Origin of the sequence: Escherichia sp. E4702 (assembly GCF_963883545.1) — a bacterium.
Lineage (GTDB): Bacteria > Pseudomonadota > Gammaproteobacteria > Enterobacterales > Enterobacteriaceae > Escherichia.
This window is the reverse complement of record NZ_CAWORF010000036.1, coordinates 102307-120534: the sequence shown is the minus strand read 5'-3', so window position 1 is coordinate 120534 and position 18228 is coordinate 102307. Positions and strand designations below refer to the sequence as shown.

Here is an 18228-nt window from a genome sequence, read left to right as displayed (position 1 = left end):
ACACGACTCCATGGAAGAGCCGAATTCGGCAATATTATTGTCATTGTATGTAGGATATCGGGCATCTTAGCCCTGTATTAAATATTGACTTTTTCACCGATGCGTCAAGACAAGAGGGTGAAATATTTACGATCTGGTACATAGCGAGGGAAAGTATGGAACGTTGCGGCTGGGTGAGTCAGGACCCGCTTTATATTGCCTACCACGATAATGAGTGGGGCGTGCCTGAAACCAATAGTAATAAACTATTCGAAATGATCTGCCTTGAAGGACAACAGGCAGGGTTATCCTGGATTACCGTTCTCAAAAAACGTGAAAACTATCGCGCCTGTTTTCATCAGTTCGATCCGGTAAAAGTCGCGGCTATGCAGGAAGAGGACGTTGAAAGACTGGTGCTTGATGCCGGGATTATCCGCCATCGTGGGAAAATTCAGGCGATAATTGGTAACGCACGGGCATACCTGCAAATGGAGCAGAACGGCGAACCGTTTGCCGACTTTGTCTGGTCGTTCGTAAACCATCAACCACAGGTGACACAAGCCAAAACGTTGAGCGAAATCCCCACCTCAACACCCGCCTCTGATGCGCTTTCCAAAGCACTGAAAAAACGCGGCTTCAAATTTGTTGGTACGACGATTTGTTACTCCTTTATGCAGGCATGCGGACTGGTGAACGATCATGTCGTTGGCTGCTGTTGCCATCCGGGGAGGAAATAATGATTCGAGAAGCGCAACGTTTGGAATTACCTGCGATCCTTGAATTATGGCTGGAAAGTACAACCTGGGGACATCCTTTCATAGAAGAAAGCTACTGGCGTGACTGCATTCCGCTGGTGCGTGATGCTTATCTTGCCAACGCGCAAAACTGGGTGTGGGAAGAAGACGGCAAGCTTCTCGGTTTTGTCAGCGTGATGGAAGGACGATTTTTGGCTGCGATGTTTGTCACACCAAAGGCCGTCAGGCGCGGTATTGGTAAGGCGCTGATGCAACATGTGCAACAACGCCATCCCCATTTATTGTTGGAGGTTTACCAGAAAAACCAGCCCGCGATAAATTTCTACCATGCGCAAGGATTCCATATTGTCGACTGCGCCTGGCAGGAAGAAACCCAACTTCCCACCTGGATTATGGATTGGCAGGCGGATCAAACGCCGTAAGTGGCAGTTCCGGGCCAGTGTATTTCTCCAGCCACGCTAACGCCGTGTTACCCGCGCATCCATTCCCCAGCCGCGAGCTGGGGAGATCTTTCGTCAACACGTTCACAGCGCCGTTTTTACAAATGCCGCCAGCGGTTAAATCCAGATCGGGCCATGCCCCTTCGTGAATGCAAATCACGCCAGGTTTAATACCTTCGCTAATGACTGCGCCGGCAAGAATTTGCCCGCGCGAGTTCCACACTCGTACCGTGTCGCCCTCTTTTATGCCTCGCGCTCGTGCATCATCAGGGTGAATGGTGACAGGTTCACGGTTTGCCACCGCATATAATTCACGCAGAGAACTGTAATTTAGCTGGCTGTGCAAACGATGTGCGGGATGGGCAGAAAGTACCTGCAACTGTTCCGGTTCGGCATTGCCCTGCCACTCATCCGGCTCCATCCACATGGGATGCCCCGGACAATCCGGGTAACCGTAATCCGCGATACGCAGCGAGAAGATTTCAATCTTACCACTGGCCGTTTTTAACGGATGCGTCTGTGGGTCGCGGCGAAAATCAGCAAACCGGATAAACTGTTCGCTGATTGGGTTTTCCGGCATCTCAATGAATTGGTTTGCTTCCCAAAACGCGTCAAACGATGGTAATTCAACCTGCTGACTTGCCCCTCGTTGTCGGGCGACGTTATAAAAAGTTTCCAGCCATTGCAGCTCAGTTTTCCCTTCCGTAAACCGCGCGTAGCCACCCTTCTCCCAACGTTCGCTTAATTCAGCAAAGACGTCGAAATCATTACGCGCTTCGTCACGCGGCGGCACGACTTGTTTCATCGGAACAAGATGCTGATTGCTGTAATCTCCGGTCATGGTGAGATCGTTACGCTCAAAAGACGTGGTTGCAGGCAGGACGATATCGGCATGTTTCGCCGCCGCCGTCCAGAAGCATTCTGCAATGACCACCAGTTCCGGTTTTTGCCAGGCTCGAATCAGACGATTAGTGTCCTGATGATGTGTAAAATTGGCGCCGCCCGCCCACCAGATAAAGCGTATATCCGGAAAGTGACGATTCATGCCGTTGTGTTGGTATGCGCCACCAGGATTTTCAAGAGCCTCGACAATACGGGCAACGGGGATTTTATCTACCGCATCCGTACCACCCGGCAAACTGCCCTGCATGGATGAAAGCACCGCAGCACGGCGCGTGGGATTACCACCGTTGGCAAAATGATAAGAAAGCCCAAAACCGCCACCTGGTGTACCGATTTGCCCCAACATTGCCGCCAGCGTGACGAGCATCCAGTGCTTTTGCTCGCCAAACTGCTGACGCTGCATTCCCCATCCTGCCATCAGCATGGTGGTATTTTGATGGAAAATAGCCGCCAGTTCGCGGATTTTATCTGCCGGAACACCACAAATCTCCGCCGCCCATTCGGCAGTTTTCGCTATGCCATCACTCTCGCCCTGTAAATAAGAAGCGAAGGCGTCATAGCCGATAGTACAACGTGCCAGAAACTCTTCGTCGTGCCAGCAGTTTTCCACCAGCGTATGGGCGATCCCTAGCATCAGCGCCACATCTGTTCCCATATGCGGTGCTACCCATTCCATTTTATCGCCGAAGAAATCAACGGTTTCCGATCGCATGGGATCAATGCAGATCAGCTTTTTCCCGCTATCACGCAGTGCGGAAAAGTAAGAAAGCCCCTGCTCATCGGATGCATTCCACGCAATTTTCAGTGTATTTAGAGGGTTAGCACTCCACAGCACCACCACATCGCTATGTTCAAGCACCAGCGGCCAACTGGTCTGCTGCTGATAAACTTCGCTACCACCCACAACATACGGCATGATCGCCTGTGCTGCGCCAGTCGAATAATCCCCCAGATGGCCGGTATAGCCGCCTGCCAGCGCCATATAGCGTTGTAACAAGGTTGACGCTTTATGCAGCACGCCATTTGAACGCCAGCCGTAGGAACCGGCAAAAATCGACGCTGAACCATAAGCTCCGCGAATGCGTTTGTGTTGTTGGTGAATAAGATCCAGTGCCTCATCCCAACTCACGCGAACAAATTCATCCTGCCCGCGAATCCCTTGTGGATTTTCTGGTGACGCAAGAAAGCCTTTACGCACCATCGGAAATCGCACCCGCGCATTGCTATGAACCTGGTCGCGAACCGCACTCTGCAAGGAGTTTTCCATTCCTGTGGTTAACGCACCACGCGAGCTGAAAACTGTTTCACCGTCGGTTTCAACCAGCATTGGTCCCCAGTGGGCGGCAGTAAGAACAGAATAACGTGAGGATGAGTTGGCCAAACCGAAGGCTCCTGAAAAGTTAGATGTATTGAGCAGTTAAATATTACTTACAAATTTCCGAGTATTCCCAGGAATAATCTTCATGTTCACACGGCATAATCTTCCGCCACGAAACCCGTGGCAAAGAATAAAAAGGTTATTAAGGATTAACAATGAAGAAACGTGTTTATCTTATTGCCGCCGTTGTGAGTGGCGCTCTGGCGGTATCTGGCTGTACAACTAACCCTTACACCGGCGAACGCGAAGCGGGTAAATCTGCTATTGGCGCGGGTCTGGGCTCTCTCGTTGGCGCGGGCATTGGCGCACTCTCTTCTTCGAAGAAAGATCGTGGTAAAGGCGCACTGATTGGCGCAGCAGCAGGCGCGGCACTGGGCGGCGGCGTTGGCTATTACATGGATGTGCAGGAAGCGAAACTGCGCGACAAAATGCGCGGCACAGGCGTTAGCGTAACGCGCAGCGGGGACAACATTATCCTCAACATGCCGAACAATGTGACCTTCGACAGCAGCAGCGCCACTCTGAAACCAGCAGGTGCTAACACTCTGACCGGTGTTGCAATGGTACTGAAAGAGTACCCGAAAACGGCGGTTAACGTGATTGGCTACACCGACAGCACTGGTGGTCATGACCTGAACATGCGTCTGTCGCAGCAGCGTGCAGATTCCGTTGCCAGTGCGTTGATTACCCAGGGCGTTGACGCCAGCCGTATTCGTACCCAGGGTCTTGGCCCGGCTAACCCGATCGCCAGCAATAGCACCGCAGAAGGCAAAGCACAAAACCGTCGCGTAGAAATTACCTTAAGCCCGCTGTAATCACTTTCATGCCAGGTGGTGATTCAATCACCTGGTATTCTTAGGTTTTCCTGCTTCTTTTTTCAGGCTAAGGTGATCGCCTTATCAGTGAATGGAGAGAAGCATGAAGCCGTCCGTTATCCTCTACAAAGCCTTACCTGATGATTTACTGCAACGCCTGCAAGCGCATTTCACCGTTCACCAGGTGACAGATCTCACTCCACAGACCGTTGCGCAAAACGCGGATATTTTTGCCGAAGCCGAGGGCTTGTTGGGTTCAAATGAAAATGTTGATGCCGTGTTGCTGGACAAAATGCCGAAACTGCGTGCCACATCAACTATCTCTGTAGGCTACGACAATTTCGATGTCGATGCGCTTACCGCCCGAAAAATCCTGCTAATGCATACGCCAACCGTATTAACGGAAACGGTGGCCGATACGCTGATGGCGTTGGTGCTGTGTACCGCGCGTCGGGTTGTCGAGGTAGCAGAACGCGTAAAAGCAGGCGAATGGACCGCGAGCATTGGCCCGGACTGGTACGGCAGCGACGTGCATCATAAAACACTTGGCATTGTCGGGATGGGACGGATCGGCATGGCACTGGCACAACGGGCACACTTTGGCTTCAACATGCCTATCCTCTATAACGCTCGCCGCCACCATAAAGAAGCCGAAGAACGCTTTAACGCCCGTTATTGCGATCTGGATACGCTGTTACAAGAATCGGATTTCGTTTGCCTGATCCTGCCGCTAACTGAAGAAACGCATCACCTGTTTGGCGCTGAACAATTCGCCAAAATGAAATCCTCCGCCATCTTCATTAATGCAGGACGTGGACCGGTGGTTGACGAAAATGCACTGATTGCGGCATTGCAGAAAGGGGAAATTCACGCCGCCGGACTGGATGTCTTCGAACAAGAGCCACTGTCAGTAGATTCACCGCTGCTCTCAATGGCAAATGTCGTCGCAGTCCCACATATTGGTTCTGCTACTCATGAGACGCGTTATGGCATGGCCGCCTGTGCGGTGGATAATTTGATTAATGCGTTACAAGGGAATGTCGAGAAGAACTGTGTGAATCCGCAAGTCGCGGAATAACCGCGACTGCGTGAAGAAAAGCCCGAAAATCTCTCGGGCTTTTACTCTTTATTGGGTTGCAGTTACTGCTGCGGTCCAGGCCTGATTAAACGCCTGATGCTGTGCCGGTAATGGCGCAATCAGTTTGTTATATTCACTCGCCTGCTGCGAAGTCGGGAACTGAATGCCATTCGCCACAAAGCTTACCTGAGTACCCTGCTGGGAAATATAGTCACCAACCATTACCAGTTGTTGTGTAAAGGTTTGTGCCGCCGGAATCAACGGTTGTAACGCATCAGCCGGTGTCGTCACCACTTTGGTGAATGCCTGATCAAAGACCGGTTTCAGGTCATCAGTCTGTTTCAGCGCAGAGTGCGCAGCATCGGCCTGCAACTTCGCATTTTGTAGCTGTTGCGCCAATACACCCAGCGAACCATTCATTTCACGCAGTGGACCACTTTGCGTGACATAATCCTGTGGTACACGAATTGCGTTAACGCTGTCTACAACCGGACGCAGACCGGAATCCATCGCCTGATTCACCTGTTGGGAATAGCCATACAGAATCGCGTAATCAGAGACAAAAGGACCAAATTGTTTTTTCTGATCGGCAGTCAGGGTTGGTAGACGTTCACCGCTACGCATCACTGTATTCTGCAGGAAGTCGATAAACGCTTTACGCTGATCGCCTTCTTTATCAAAACACCCACTCAGGCTAACTACCATTAATAACGCCGCAAGAGGCGCAAACCAGCGAGAGCAGGACTTTCCTGTCGCCATTTTCTTACTCCTTTCACCCAAAAAAAGCGCACAACGACACACGCGTGTCTGACGTGACAAGGATAGTCCAGGACAAGCTTGCAAGATACCCTTTATGCATAATCTTCCTGGGAAAATGATGTAGAAAATGAAGGAAGGTTAATTTGTTGTTTCATTGTTAAAAACAGGCATTGCTATTGCGTTTTTTAGCCAGGACCTTACTTCTCTTCGCTAAGTGAAATTTTCGGAATCTTTACAATTCGGGATTCTGCGAAATATATCGGCATTAATCATATCGTTAGGCAACTATAAGTCACAGTTATTGATAAGCTGAATCGAATCGCACTCCGGCTGCTTCCCGCTGAGTCAGTTTTTCCCGACTATTCTTAATGAGCTTCAATGCAATTCACGATCCCGCAGTGTGATTTGAGGAGTTTTCAATGGAATATAAAGATCCAATGCTTGAGCTGTTGAGCAGCCTGGAACAAATTGTTTTTAAAGATGAAACACAGAAGATTACCCTGACGCACAGACCTACGCCCTGTACCGAGATTGAGCAATTACGCAAAGGAACGGGGTTAAAAATTGATGATTTCGCCCGTGTTTTGGGCGTATCCGTTGCGATGGTAAAGGAATGGGAATCCAGACGAGTGAAGCCTTCCAGTGCTGAACTAAAATTAATGCGTCTGATTCAGGCCAATCCGGCATTAAGTAAGCAGTTGATGGAATAGAGTTTTATTAACTTTTTTGATGTTTACGGTCCTGATGACAGGGCCGTTTTCCGACCGATTAATCATAAATTTGAAAAATAATTGTTGCATCCACCTCCAATGCGTGGCTTAATGCACATCAACGGTTTGACGTACAGACCATTAAAGCAGTGTAGTAAGGCAAGTCCCTTCAAGAGTTATCGTTGATACCCCTCGTAGTGCACATTTCCTTTAACGCTTCAAAATCTGTAAAGCACGCCATATCGCCGAAAGGCACACTTAATTATTAAAGGTAATACACTATGTCCGGTAAAATGACTGGTATCGTAAAATGGTTCAACGCTGACAAAGGCTTCGGCTTCATCACTCCTGACGATGGCTCTAAAGACGTGTTCGTACACTTCTCTGCTATCCAGAACGATGGTTACAAATCTCTGGACGAAGGTCAGAAAGTGTCCTTCACCATCGAAAGCGGCGCTAAAGGCCCAGCAGCTGGTAACGTAACCAGCCTGTAATCTCTGCTTAAAAGCACAGAATCTAAGATCCCTGCCATTTGGCGGGGATTTTTTTATTGGAAAAACCGCTTTATATGTAGAGAAGAACAGTCCCAGGAACAATCCAGATCCGGCATCGGGATGTGGCAATCACGACAGACCGTACCATCACACCCGGAACAATCACAATCATTACACTCATTATTCTTCTTTTTACGTATAACCTCGTTCAGGTGTTGCTTCTGCCTGATTGTCTGTGCCGCAAGTCGGCAATCTGCAAAACGCTGACGTATCTCGCCCCAGCCTGCAATAACACCTTTCTGTTGAATAATCTCTTTGACTGCCCCCGAACATCCCTGCGTTTGGTACAACACACTGTAAGCACAGCGATATCCTTTGCGAGGAGAAAGATGTCGTTGATAAAGCATTATCAACAGTAAAAGCAGTTTATTCATGAAGGCTCCGAACCATTCCTGTTCTCAATTAAAAACCTATTTAATAGCCAAATCCGTTCGTATTTTTTAAATAATATTCATCAAAGAAATAAATTAGGGTGCATTGAGAATACCCAACACCGTAAGAAAGGCGGGAATAACTTCCCGCCGAAGACTCTTACTCTTTCAAATTGCAGGCTAAAAATGCCACCAGCTCATAACTCTCCTGTTTAATATGCAATTCACACAGTGAATCTCTTATCATCCAGGTGAAAAATAAAAGCGTAAAACAAATCACTATTAAAGAAAGCAATTTATATTTCTGCGGCATTCCCAGCCTCCTGTGTTGATTTCCAACGAGTAAGAGGCTAACCTTATGGTGTTCAGGCATAGGGTAGCCTCACTTTGATTTATAGTCAGGTGGGGCTTTTCTCTGTCTGCCTTTCGGTGATACCTGAGACAAACAGTCTCAAGCACCCGCAGCTATTCTAGCGTAATAAATTCCTTTCCTCTCTTTAATAAAATCCTAAAAAAATCTCATGAAATTAATATATGAGATAATTTTTATTCAGCAGAAAATTATTAAAGGTAGCTGTATTATTAGCGATAAAAAAAGCCTGCCAAGTGGCAGGCTATTTAATAACGCTGTTATTACTGCAACAGCGAAATATCCGCAACGCGCAGGAACAATTCGCGCAGTTTTTCCAGCATGGTCAGGCGGTTGATACGCAGATCTTTATCATCAACCATGACCATCACTTTATCGAAGAAAGCATCGACAGGTTCACGCAACTCGGCCAGTTCGACCAGCGCATCCTGGTAACGACCTTCAGCAAAGTACGGCTCCAGTTTGTCGCGCAGAACAACCACCTGCATCGCCAGTTTAATTTCTTCCGGCTCTTTCAGGGTAGAGGCATTCACGCGATCGCTCAGCACTTCGTCAGATTTCGCCAGAATGTTGGATACACGTTTGTTCGCCGCCGCCAGTGCAGCAGCTGCATCCAGGGTACGGAAATGCGATACCGCCTTCATACGGGCATCGAAATCTGCCGGACGGGTCGGACGACGCGCCAGTACCGCCTGGATGGTGTCAACGGTGTAACCTTCGTCCTGATACCAGGCGCGGAAGCGACCGAGCATAAAGTCGATAACATCATCAACCACGTTGGCATTAGTCAGCTTATCGCCATACAAACGCACCGCTTCTTCGGTCAACGTTTGCAGATCAAGGTTGAGGTTCTTCTCAACGATAATACGCAGCACGCCAAGTGCGGCACGACGCAGCGCAAATGGGTCTTTGTCGCCTTTCGGATGCTGACCGATACCGAAGATACCCGCCAGGGTGTCCATCTTGTCAGCAATCGCCAGCGCACAGGCTACCGGGTTAGACGGCAGGTCATCACCGGCAAAACGCGGCTGATACTGCTCGTTCAGCGCTACCGCGACATCTTCCGCTTCGCCATCGTGACGCGCGTAGTGCATCCCCATTACGCCTTGGGTGTCGGTGAACTCGAAGACCATGTTGGTCATCAGGTCACACTTAGACAGCAGGCCCGCACGGGTAGCGTGGTTAACGTCAGCGCCAATCTGTTCAGCAATCCAGCCAGCCAGCGCCTGAATGCGGTCAGTTTTGTCGCGCAGCGTACCCAGCTGTTGCTGGAACAGCACGGTTTGCAGACGCGGCAGATTATCTTCCAGACGTTTTTTACGGTCGGTATTAAAGAAAAACTCGGCATCTGCCAGACGTGGACGAACGACTTTCTCGTTACCGGAGATAATTTGCTGCGGATCTTTCGATTCGATGTTGGCAACGAAGATAAAGTTCGGCAGCAGTTTGCCGTCGTTCGCGTACACCGGGAAGTACTTCTGGTCACCTTTCATGGTATAAACCAGGGCTTCAGACGGCACCGCGAGGAATTTCTCTTCGAATTTCGCGGTCAGAACAACCGGCCATTCAACCAGAGAAGCCACTTCTTCCAGCAGACTTTCGCTTAAGTCAGCGTTACCGCCAATCTTACGCGCTGCTTCTTCGGCATCGGCTTTAATCTTCGCCTTACGTTCTTCGTAATCGGCGATGACTTTCCCACGCTCACGCAGAATTTCCGGATACTGATCGGCATTGTCGATAGTGAATTCCGGTTCGCCCATAAAGCGGTGACCGCGAATCACGCGATCGGACTGAATCCCCAGAATGGTTGCCGGAATGACTTTGTCGCCCAGCAGCAGGGTCACGGTGTGTACCGGACGCACGAAGTGTACGTCGCTTGCGCCCCAACGCATCAGTTTCGGGATCGGCAGTTTCGCCAGCGAAGTCGCAACCATATTCGGCAGCAGTGCTTCGGTGCTTTCGCCCTTCACATGGGCGCGATACAGCAGCCATTCGCCTTTATCGGTAGTCAGACGCTCAGCCTGGTCAACGGTAATACCGCAACCACGCGCCCAACCTTCTGCCGCTTTGCTCGGTTTGCCTTCAGCGTCGAACGCCTGGGCAATCGCCGGGCCGCGTTTTTCGATTTCACGATCCGGCTGTGCTTCCGCCAGGTTAGCTACTTTCAGCGCCAGACGACGCGGAGCAGCAAACCATTGAACGGTACCGTGTGCGAGGCCAGCGTTATCCAGCTCCGCAGTAAAGTTCGCAGCAAAGGACTCAGCCAGGCTGCGCAGTGCTTTTGGTGGCAGCTCTTCAGTGCCGATTTCCACCAGAAAAGTTTTCTCAGACATAGCCGCCTCTTACTTATCTTTGTTGCACATCGGGAAGCCGAGGGCTTCACGGGAAGCGTAGTATGCTTCTGCCACTGCTTTGGTCAGAGTGCGAATGCGCAGAATGTAGCGCTGGCGCTCGGTGACGGAGATGGCTTTACGCGCATCCAGCAGGTTGAAGCTGTGGGCGGCTTTCAGAATACGCTCGTAGGCTGGCAGCGGCAGCGGGTTTTCCAGCGCCAGCAGCTGCTGCGCTTCTTTCTCGTATTGCTCGAAGCAGGTGAACAGGAAGTCCACATCCGCGTATTCGAAGTTGTAAGTGGACTGCTCCACTTCGTTCTGATGGAACACGTCGCCGTAGGTGGTTTTACCCAGCGGGCCGTCGCTCCAGACCAGGTCGTAAACGCTGTCTACGCCCTGAATGTACATTGCCAGACGTTCCAGACCGTAGGTGATCTCGCCGGTAACCGGTTTACACTCCAGACCACCAACCTGCTGGAAGTAAGTGAACTGTGTCACTTCCATGCCGTTCAGCCACACTTCCCAGCCCAGCCCCCAGGCACCCAGCGTCGGGTTTTCCCAGTTATCTTCCACGAAACGGATATCGTGGATAGTCGGGTCCATGCCCAGCTCTTTCAGAGAACCGAGGTACAGCTCCTGAATATTGTCCGGCGATGGCTTAATGACCACCTGGAACTGATAGTAGTGCTGTAAACGGTTGGGGTTTTCGCCGTAGCGACCATCGGTCGGGCGACGAGAAGGCTGGACATAAGCAGCCGCCATCGGTTCTGGCCCCAGCGCGCGCAGACAGGTCATTGGGTGAGAGGTTCCCGCGCCGACTTCCATGTCCAATGGTTGAACAATGGTGCAGCCCTGGCGAGCCCAGTAATCCTGTAAGGTCAGGATCAAGCCCTGGAAGGTCCTGGTATCAAACTTTTGCATATTATTTCGTGCTGGATACGTGTGGATTTAAAGGAAGGGATCAGTATACCCGCTGGATGGAAGATATACAGTACGAAACGGGAAAAAGCAGGGCTTAACGCATGGAAAGATGCAAAAAATGGCCATCTGCGTCAAAAGAACAGACAAACTGCTCTTTCCGGAAGGTATAACCACGCATTTCGTAGCTCCCCTGAAACTGTTCAAATGCGGTGACGTCGATTTTTTGCTCACCGGTGTTATAACGTTTTGCTGCCTGATCCTTGCACAACGCTTCCATATTCAATGAACGCAGCAGCTCAACCTTTACCCGCTGTGCTTTCTGCTCGGGTGGCGGTGTCGAGCATCCCACTAACACAATAAGTGCCATTGCTGGAAAGAAATAGTTCATCATCATTAAATTACCGTCTTATTTGCAGGTGAGTCTTATTATTAATATCGGTATAGTGGCTGAATCTAACGAATTTCCTCAAGCCTCTATAAGCTGTAGAGATAAAACTCGGATTATTCCAGTGCACCAGCTGAATGATTTATCGGTCAGACCTTTTTTTAACCAGTTACAGAGACACAGATGCAGCCCAAAATTTATTGGATTGATAACCTGCGAGGGATAGCCTGTTTAATGGTGGTGATGATTCATACCACCACCTGGTATGTAACCAACGCCCATAGCGTCAGCCCCATAACCTGGGATATCGCGAATGTTCTAAATTCTGCCTCCCGTGTCAGCGTGCCGCTATTTTTCATGATTTCCGGCTATCTCTTTTTTGGCGAACGTAGCGCCCAACCGCGTCATTTCTTGCGTATTGGCTTATGTCTGCTGTTTTATAGTGTCATCGCGTTGATCTACATTGCGCTTTTTACCGCTATCAATGTGGAGTTAGCGCTGAAAAACCTGCTACAAAAGCCTGTGTTTTATCACTTATGGTTTTTCTTCGCGATTGCGGTGATTTATCTGGTTTCGCCGCTGGTTCAGGTGAAAAACGTTAGCGGTAAAATGTTGCTGGTACTCATGGTGGTGATTGGCATCATCGCTAACCCAAACACAGTGCCACAGAAGGTCGACGGCTTCGAATGGCTACCGATTAACTTATATATCAATGGCGATACTTTTTACTACATCCTGTATGGCATGTTGGGCCGCGCCATTGGCATGGTGGATACGCAACATAAATCACTGTCGTGGGTGAGCGCCGTACTGTTTGTTGCGGGGGTATTTATCATCTCTCGCGGGACATTATATGAATTACAGTGGCGCGGAAATTTTGCCGATACCTGGTATCTCTATTGCGGACCGATGGTTTTTATCTGCGCAATCGCGTTACTGACTCTGGTAAAAAATACGCTGGATACACACACTGTTCCCGGGCTTGGGCTGATATCACGCCATTCTTTAGGTATATACGGGTTCCACGCATTGATTATCCATGCGCTGCGTACCCGGGGGATTGAGCTTAAAAACTGGCCAATACTGGATATTATCTGGATCTTCTGCGCCACGCTGGCCACAAGCTTATTACTTTCTGTGCTGGTGCAACGAATCGACCGAAACAGATTCGTAAGTTGAGCAAAAGCCCGGTCACACTGACCGGGCTTGCAAGGATTATTCGCTATATTCTTCCTGAGCAACCACTGTTTCTTTTGATGGATTAACTCCAGCATCACGAATATTCTTCTGCACTGCTACTGCACCAAACAAACTTAAAAAGAAGGCCAGACCATAAAACCCTTTTTCGCTGAGTAATAATGTTGCATTCCACAGACCAACTATCAGTAATGCGACAGAAATGATAAAGACAACCAGACAGGTCATATAATAAATGGATGTAGTGGGGATGCCTTCATACTTGTCCCGCACAGTTTTTTGATAAGATGCGGCTGAAAATAGTCCTAGCACCAGAACAGCAAAGTAATATCCTTTTTCATTTAACTGCATTTCCGCATTCCATAGCCCTAATAAATAGGTAACAATACCGCCGCCAAGCGCTATCCATGACACAATGCTAAATGCTGGAGAATAGGTTGATATTTTGTTTTCCATCACAGAGTTCCTTTCATATTACATTGTAAGAGCTACATAGCTCACGCTGAACGCAATAACCGCATCTGACCAAACAAGCAAGTAAAGAAGGCAATGGGATAAATCACCATTTCATAAGCATTGATAGGCGCATTTAAAACACCGATAAACAACAGACCGATAGTGATTAACGCAACTAACTGGCAGATGCGAATAAACATGTCATCCAGTTGCCCGAGTTTTTCAGCACGAAGGTAAGCATAATTGCCAAACGTTCCCGTCATTAACACGCCGAGAAAATAGCCTTTGCCACTTAACAATGGGCATGAGATCCATAGCCCAACCAGATAAACCAACGCCCCGACAACAAATAATAGTTTTGCCACAGTCTTTGAGGTTTTCATAATGATCTCCGTATCTACCAGCGATACATTACGATTAACCAACAAAAGACAAAACTGAAAAACACCATTAACAAATGATTTTCAGAATAAATTCATATGAAATATTAATGAATTGATAATATATATAGACGAGAATTATCCCCTGCCCGGTCAGGCGGGGGATAATTTTACGCCATTAGTGGCAGAAGTTGCTGATAGAGACGACGGAATGTTTCGCGTCGTGGCTGATAAGCGGCATGATGCTGCGCGTTCGGCATATGCGACTGCTCTAACGGCAGTTGCGGCAACAATTCACTGAGCGATTTATCTGGATTCACCGCAATCTGCGCCAACCTTGCTGCGCCCAGTGCAGGCCCTACATCACCACCCGTGCGGTAATCCAACTGCTGACCGCTGATATCCGCCAGCATCTGACGCCAGTACTCACTACGCGCTCCACCACCAATCAGGGTAATACTTTGCGGTTTAATACCGCATGCGTGCACTACATCCATGCCGTCGGCCAGCGCATAACCCACGCCTTCCAGCACTGCTCGCGCCAGTTCATTAGGGCCGTGTTGATGGGTCAGGCCAAAGAAAACCCCCTTCGCCTGTGGATTATTGTGCGGGGTACGCTCGCCGGAAAGATAAGGCAAAAACCAGATTGGCTCGGCACTTTCATCTGCCTGTTGCGCAGCTGTAATTAAGGCTGGAACATTGCTCAGGCCGGTTAATTTCGCGGCCCAATCCAGACACGATGCCGCACTCAACATCACCGACATTAAATGCCAACGCTGTGGTAATGCATGGCAAAAGCTGTGTACGGCGCTTTCCGGCTTGCTTAAGAACCCTTCGCTCACCGCAAAATAAACACCAGAAGTTCCCAGCGACAGCATTGCCTGGTTGGCATCAACCATACCCACACCAACCGCGCCAGCCGCATTATCGCCGCCGCCCGCGACAACAGGCACTACCGCCATTCCCCATGCTTTTGCCACCTCGGGTAGCAAAGTCCCGGTAACTTCACTGCCTTCGTATAATGCTGGCATCTGGTCACGGGACAGCTGGCAAGCTTGCAGCATGACATCACTCCAGTCACGCTTCGCGACATCCAGCCACATGGTGCCTGCCGCATCAGACATATCACTGGCAAACTCTCCGGTCATACGCAGACGCAAATAATCTTTTGGCAATAAAACTTTGTCTACCTGACGGAATATATCTGGCTCATGACGTTGCACCCACAGCAGCTTAGGCGCGGTAAATCCGGGCATCATCAGATTGCCGGTTATAGCGCGCGAATCCGGGACTCGTGTTTCAAGCAAAGCGCACTCTTGCGCACAGCGCCCGTCATTCCACAAAATCGCTGGACGTAATACCTGCTGCCGAGCATCAAGTAACGTAGCTCCGTGCATCTGTCCGGCAATACCTAACGCCTTAACCTCTTGCAAAGAATATTGTCGCGCCAGCGTTCTCACTGCACGATCTGTTGCCTGCCACCACTGTTCCGGGTCTTGTTCAGACCAGAGGGGATGCGGGCGCGAAACGGTCAGCTTTTCTGTTTGTGAAGCAATTACCTCACCCTGTTCGTTGAGCAGAATGACTTTCACGCCCGATGTGCCAAGATCTATCCCGATATACATAGCGATCGTTCCTTAAAAAATGCCCGGTATCGCTACCGATAACCGGGCCAACGGACTGCACAGTTAGCCGTTATTTGTCGAACAGATAATGGTTTACCAGATTTTCTAACTGCTCCTGGCGACCACTCTGATGCACAGGTGCAAGATTATGTTCCTGGGCATATTTTGCTAAATCCGCCAGTGACATTTGGCCTTTCAGAATTTGCTGGCCCAGTTCGCTATTCCAGCCGGAATAACGTTGCGCGACGCGTTTATCCAGCTCACCGTCTTCAATCATGCGTGCTGCAATTTTCAGCGCCAGTGCCATCGTATCCATCGCGCCAATATGACCGTAGAACAGGTCATATTTATCGGTGCTCTGACGACGTACTTTGGCATCGAAGTTCAAACCACCGGTGGTAAAACCACCCGCTTTGAGAATTTCATACATCACCAGCGCATTTTCTTCCACGCTGTTCGGGAACTGGTCGGTATCCCAGCCCAACTGCGCGTCACCACGGTTAGCATCGACAGAACCGAACAGACCAAGCGCAATGGCGGTGGCAATTTCATGGTGGAAAGAGTGACCCGCCAACGTTGCATGGTTTGCTTCAATATTCAGTTTAATCTCTTTTTCCAGGCCAAACTGCTTCAGGAAGCCGTAGACCGTCGCGGCATCGTAATCATATTGATGTTTGGTCGGCTCTTGCGGTTTCGGTTCGATAAGCAGAGTACCCTGGAAACCGATTTTATGTTTATGCTCAACCACCATCTGCATAAAGCGGCCAATCTGTTCACGCTCCTGACGCAAATCGGTATTCAGCAGCGTTTCGTAACCTTCGCGACCGCCCCACAGCACATAGTTTTCACCACCCAGTTTATGCGTCGCTTCCATCGCCGTAACGACTTGTGTTGCTGCCCAGCTGAAAACTTCCGGGTCGGGATTCGTAGCTGCGCCCGCACCATAACGTGGGTTAGTAAAGCAGTTAGCGGTTCCCCACAGCAGTTTCACGCCGCTCTCTTCTTGTTTACCTGCCAGCACATCGACCATTTGCGCAAAGTTATTGATGTACTCTTTTAACGATGCGCCTTCCGGGGAAACGTCCACATCGTGGAAGCAATAAAAAGGCACATGTAATTTGTGGAAAAACTCAAATGCGACATCTGCTTTACGCTTCGCCAATGCCAGCGCCTCGCCAGGTTGCTGCCAGGGACGGTTAAACGCGCCTACGCCAAACATATCCGCCCCGTTCCAGCAGAAGGTGTGCCAGTAGCAAGCGGCAAAACGCAAATGGTCTTCCATACGCTTACCCAACACCAATTCGTCGGGGTTGTAGTGACGGAATGCTAACGGGTTAGAGGATTTCGGGCCTTCATAACGAACGCGATCGAGCTGGTCAAAATAAGCTTGCATAATGAACTCCATAATCAGGTAATGCCGCGGGTGATGGATGATGTCGTAATATTGGGCACTCCCTTTAAGTTGCTCAATTATGTTATTTCACACTGCTATTGAGATAATTCACAAGTGTGCGCTCGCTCGCAAAATAAAATGGAATGATGAAATTGGGTAATTACTCGAAGAGAAAAATGCAACAAATTCGATTAACCAACAAAAATAAGATCTCGGTCATAAATCAAGAAATAAACGAAAAATCGTAATCGAAAGATAAAAATCTGTAATTGTTTTCCCCCATTTAGTTGCTAAAAATTGGTCACGTTTAACGCGGTGATTGTTACTTTTTAAAGCTACCCTCTAACAAAAGAAGGCCTCTGAACCATGAAAATAAAGAACATTTTACTCACCCTGTGCACCTCACTTCTGCTAACCAACGTTGCGGCACATGCTAAAGAAGTCAAAATCGGTATGGCTATTGATGATCTCCGTCTTGAGCGCTGGCAGAAAGACCGGGATATTTTCGTGAAAAAAGCTGAATCTCTCGGCGCAAAAGTATTTGTGCAGTCTGCAAATGGCAACGAAGAAACTCAAATGTCGCAGATTGAAAACATGATTAACCGGGGAGTCGATGTTCTTGTCATTATTCCGTATAACGGACAGGTATTAAGTAACGTTGTAAAAGAAGCAAAACAAGAAGGCATTAAAGTATTAGCTTACGACCGCATGATTAATGATGCTGATATCGACTTTTATATTTCTTTCGATAACGAAAAAGTGGGTGAACTACAAGCAAAAGCGCTGGTCGATATCGTCCCGCAAGGAAATTATTTCCTGATGGGCGGCTCTCCGGTAGATAACAACGCTAAGCTTTTCCGCGCCGGGCAAATGAAAGTATTAAAACCTTACGTCGACTCCGGGAAAATTAAAGTCGTAGGCGACCAATGGGTTGATGGCTGGTTACCAGAAAACGCGCTGAAAATTATGGAAAACGCGTTGACCGCCAACAATAACAAAATTGACGCTGTTGTTGCTTCTAACGATGCTACTGCTGGCGGGGCTATTCAGGCATTAAGCGCGCAAGGTTTGTCAGGGAAAGTCGCCATTTCCGGTCAGGATGCGGATCTCGCCGGCATTAAACGTATTGCTGCGGGTACGCAAACCATGACGGTGTATAAACCGATTACTCTACTGGCAAATACTGCCGCGGAAATTGCCGTTGAACTGGGTAACGATCAACAACCTAAAGCAAATACCACGCTGAATAATGGGCTGAAAGATGTTCCATCCCGCCTGCTGACACCTATTGATGTGAATAAAAACAACATCAAAGACACGGTGATTAAAGACGGTTTCCACAAGGAGAGCGAGCTTTAAGCGTTACGTCCCTGTCGACAACGGGGGCGTGATTTCTCTCCATGCCGCATGAACTGATTGGCTTAGG

General features: G+C 49.1%; 20 protein-coding genes. 9 read left to right on the top strand and 11 right to left on the bottom strand.

Annotated elements, in window-relative coordinates:
• Positions 1 to 155 precede the first annotated feature (155 nt).
• Positions 156 to 716, top strand: coding sequence for a DNA-3-methyladenine glycosylase I (gene tag, locus AACU94_RS21755; RefSeq protein ID WP_130216268.1), 561 nt, complete (start codon positions 156 to 158; stop codon positions 714 to 716).
• Positions 716 to 1156, top strand: coding sequence for an N-acetyltransferase (locus AACU94_RS21750; protein ID WP_135488601.1), 441 nt, complete (start codon positions 716 to 718; stop codon positions 1154 to 1156). Before tag ends, AACU94_RS21750 begins: the two co-directional genes overlap by 1 nt.
• On the opposite strand, the gene bisC is transcribed toward AACU94_RS21750, so the two are convergent.
• Positions 1125 to 3458, bottom strand: a complete 2334-nt coding sequence (bisC, locus tag AACU94_RS21745; protein WP_135488600.1) for a biotin sulfoxide reductase — start codon at positions 3456 to 3458, stop codon at positions 1125 to 1127. The genes AACU94_RS21750 and bisC overlap by 32 nt on opposite strands.
• A gap of 152 nt (positions 3459 to 3610) precedes the next feature.
• On the opposite strand from bisC, the gene AACU94_RS21740 reads away from it, so the two are divergent.
• Both AACU94_RS21740 and ghrB read left to right on the top strand, forming a co-directional pair.
• Positions 3611 to 4270, top strand: coding sequence for an OmpA family lipoprotein (locus AACU94_RS21740; RefSeq protein ID WP_000747625.1), 660 nt, complete (start codon positions 3611 to 3613; stop codon positions 4268 to 4270).
• A gap of 103 nt (positions 4271 to 4373) precedes the next feature.
• Positions 4374 to 5348: a glyoxylate/hydroxypyruvate reductase GhrB gene (gene ghrB, locus AACU94_RS21735; RefSeq protein ID WP_135488599.1), complete on the top strand. Its 975-nt coding sequence runs from the start codon at positions 4374 to 4376 to the stop codon at positions 5346 to 5348.
• A 48-nt stretch (positions 5349 to 5396) separates the two neighbouring features.
• Here ghrB and AACU94_RS21730 read toward each other — a convergent pair whose 3' ends face one another.
• On the bottom strand, positions 5397 to 6107 hold the full coding sequence (locus AACU94_RS21730) for a DUF3053 domain-containing protein (RefSeq protein WP_130216260.1): 711 nt from the start codon (positions 6105 to 6107) through the stop codon (positions 5397 to 5399).
• A 419-nt stretch (positions 6108 to 6526) separates the two neighbouring features.
• Here AACU94_RS21730 and AACU94_RS21725 point away from each other — a divergent pair, with 419 nt between their 5' ends.
• Together AACU94_RS21725 and cspE are read left to right on the top strand one after the other, a co-directional pair.
• Positions 6527 to 6817 carry an HTH-type transcriptional regulator gene (locus AACU94_RS21725; RefSeq protein WP_130216258.1) on the top strand — a complete coding sequence of 97 codons (291 nt, stop codon included), beginning with the start codon at positions 6527 to 6529 and terminating at the stop codon, positions 6815 to 6817.
• A gap of 281 nt (positions 6818 to 7098) precedes the next feature.
• Positions 7099 to 7311: a transcription antiterminator/RNA stability regulator CspE gene (gene cspE / locus AACU94_RS21720; protein ID WP_000014594.1), complete on the top strand. Its 213-nt coding sequence runs from the start codon at positions 7099 to 7101 to the stop codon at positions 7309 to 7311.
• Positions 7312 to 7364: 53 nt separating this feature from the next.
• Here cspE and yidD read toward each other — a convergent pair whose 3' ends face one another.
• On the bottom strand, positions 7365 to 7745 hold the full coding sequence (gene yidD, locus AACU94_RS21715) for a membrane protein insertion efficiency factor YidD (protein ID WP_130216256.1): 381 nt from the start codon (positions 7743 to 7745) through the stop codon (positions 7365 to 7367).
• A gap of 109 nt (positions 7746 to 7854) precedes the next feature.
• Between yidD and AACU94_RS24810 the strand changes: the two genes are divergently transcribed.
• Positions 7855 to 7926, top strand: coding sequence for a hypothetical protein (locus tag AACU94_RS24810; protein WP_395762618.1), 72 nt, complete (start codon positions 7855 to 7857; stop codon positions 7924 to 7926).
• Here the strand turns inward: AACU94_RS24810 and hokA are convergent.
• From hokA to AACU94_RS21695, 4 genes are all read right to left on the bottom strand, one after another.
• Positions 7903 to 8055 carry a type I toxin-antitoxin system toxin HokA gene (gene hokA / locus AACU94_RS21710; RefSeq protein ID WP_130216254.1) on the bottom strand — a complete coding sequence of 51 codons (153 nt, stop codon included), beginning with the start codon at positions 8053 to 8055 and terminating at the stop codon, positions 7903 to 7905. The genes AACU94_RS24810 and hokA overlap by 24 nt on opposite strands.
• A gap of 320 nt (positions 8056 to 8375) precedes the next feature.
• Entirely contained in the window at positions 8376 to 10445 is a 2070-nt protein-coding gene (glyS, locus tag AACU94_RS21705) for a glycine--tRNA ligase subunit beta (RefSeq protein WP_130216252.1), read from the bottom strand.
• A 9-nt stretch (positions 10446 to 10454) separates the two neighbouring features.
• On the bottom strand, positions 10455 to 11366 hold the full coding sequence (glyQ, locus tag AACU94_RS21700; RefSeq protein WP_001168544.1) for a glycine--tRNA ligase subunit alpha: 912 nt from the start codon (positions 11364 to 11366) through the stop codon (positions 10455 to 10457).
• 94 nt (positions 11367 to 11460) lie between these two features.
• Complete coding sequence (locus tag AACU94_RS21695; RefSeq protein ID WP_135488598.1) at positions 11461 to 11760, bottom strand: YsaB family lipoprotein; 300 nt, start codon at positions 11758 to 11760, stop codon at positions 11461 to 11463.
• Between the two features lie 174 nt (positions 11761 to 11934).
• Here AACU94_RS21695 and AACU94_RS21690 point away from each other — a divergent pair, with 174 nt between their 5' ends.
• On the top strand, positions 11935 to 12930 hold the full coding sequence (locus AACU94_RS21690) for an acyltransferase (RefSeq protein WP_135488597.1): 996 nt from the start codon (positions 11935 to 11937) through the stop codon (positions 12928 to 12930).
• Between the two features lie 36 nt (positions 12931 to 12966).
• On the opposite strand, the gene yiaA is transcribed toward AACU94_RS21690, so the two are convergent.
• The 4 genes from yiaA to xylA all read right to left on the bottom strand — a co-directional run bounded on the left by yiaA (position 12967) and on the right by xylA (position 16802).
• On the bottom strand, positions 12967 to 13404 hold the full coding sequence (gene yiaA, locus AACU94_RS21685; RefSeq protein WP_130216246.1) for an inner membrane protein YiaA: 438 nt from the start codon (positions 13402 to 13404) through the stop codon (positions 12967 to 12969).
• Between the two features lie 41 nt (positions 13405 to 13445).
• Complete coding sequence (gene yiaB / locus AACU94_RS21680) at positions 13446 to 13787, bottom strand: inner membrane protein YiaB (protein WP_130216244.1); 342 nt, start codon at positions 13785 to 13787, stop codon at positions 13446 to 13448.
• A 167-nt stretch (positions 13788 to 13954) separates the two neighbouring features.
• The gene (xylB, locus tag AACU94_RS21675; protein WP_135488596.1) at positions 13955 to 15409 is read right to left on the bottom strand and encodes a xylulokinase; all 1455 of its coding nucleotides are present in this window, start codon (positions 15407 to 15409) and stop codon (positions 13955 to 13957) included.
• Between the two features lie 70 nt (positions 15410 to 15479).
• Positions 15480 to 16802 carry a xylose isomerase gene (gene xylA, locus AACU94_RS21670; protein WP_064527882.1) on the bottom strand — a complete coding sequence of 441 codons (1323 nt, stop codon included), beginning with the start codon at positions 16800 to 16802 and terminating at the stop codon, positions 15480 to 15482.
• 366 nt (positions 16803 to 17168) lie between these two features.
• On the opposite strand from xylA, the gene xylF reads away from it, so the two are divergent.
• The gene (gene xylF, locus AACU94_RS21665) at positions 17169 to 18161 is read left to right on the top strand and encodes a D-xylose ABC transporter substrate-binding protein (RefSeq protein WP_135488595.1); all 993 of its coding nucleotides are present in this window, start codon (positions 17169 to 17171) and stop codon (positions 18159 to 18161) included.
• The last annotated feature ends 67 nt before the right edge of the window (positions 18162 to 18228 follow it).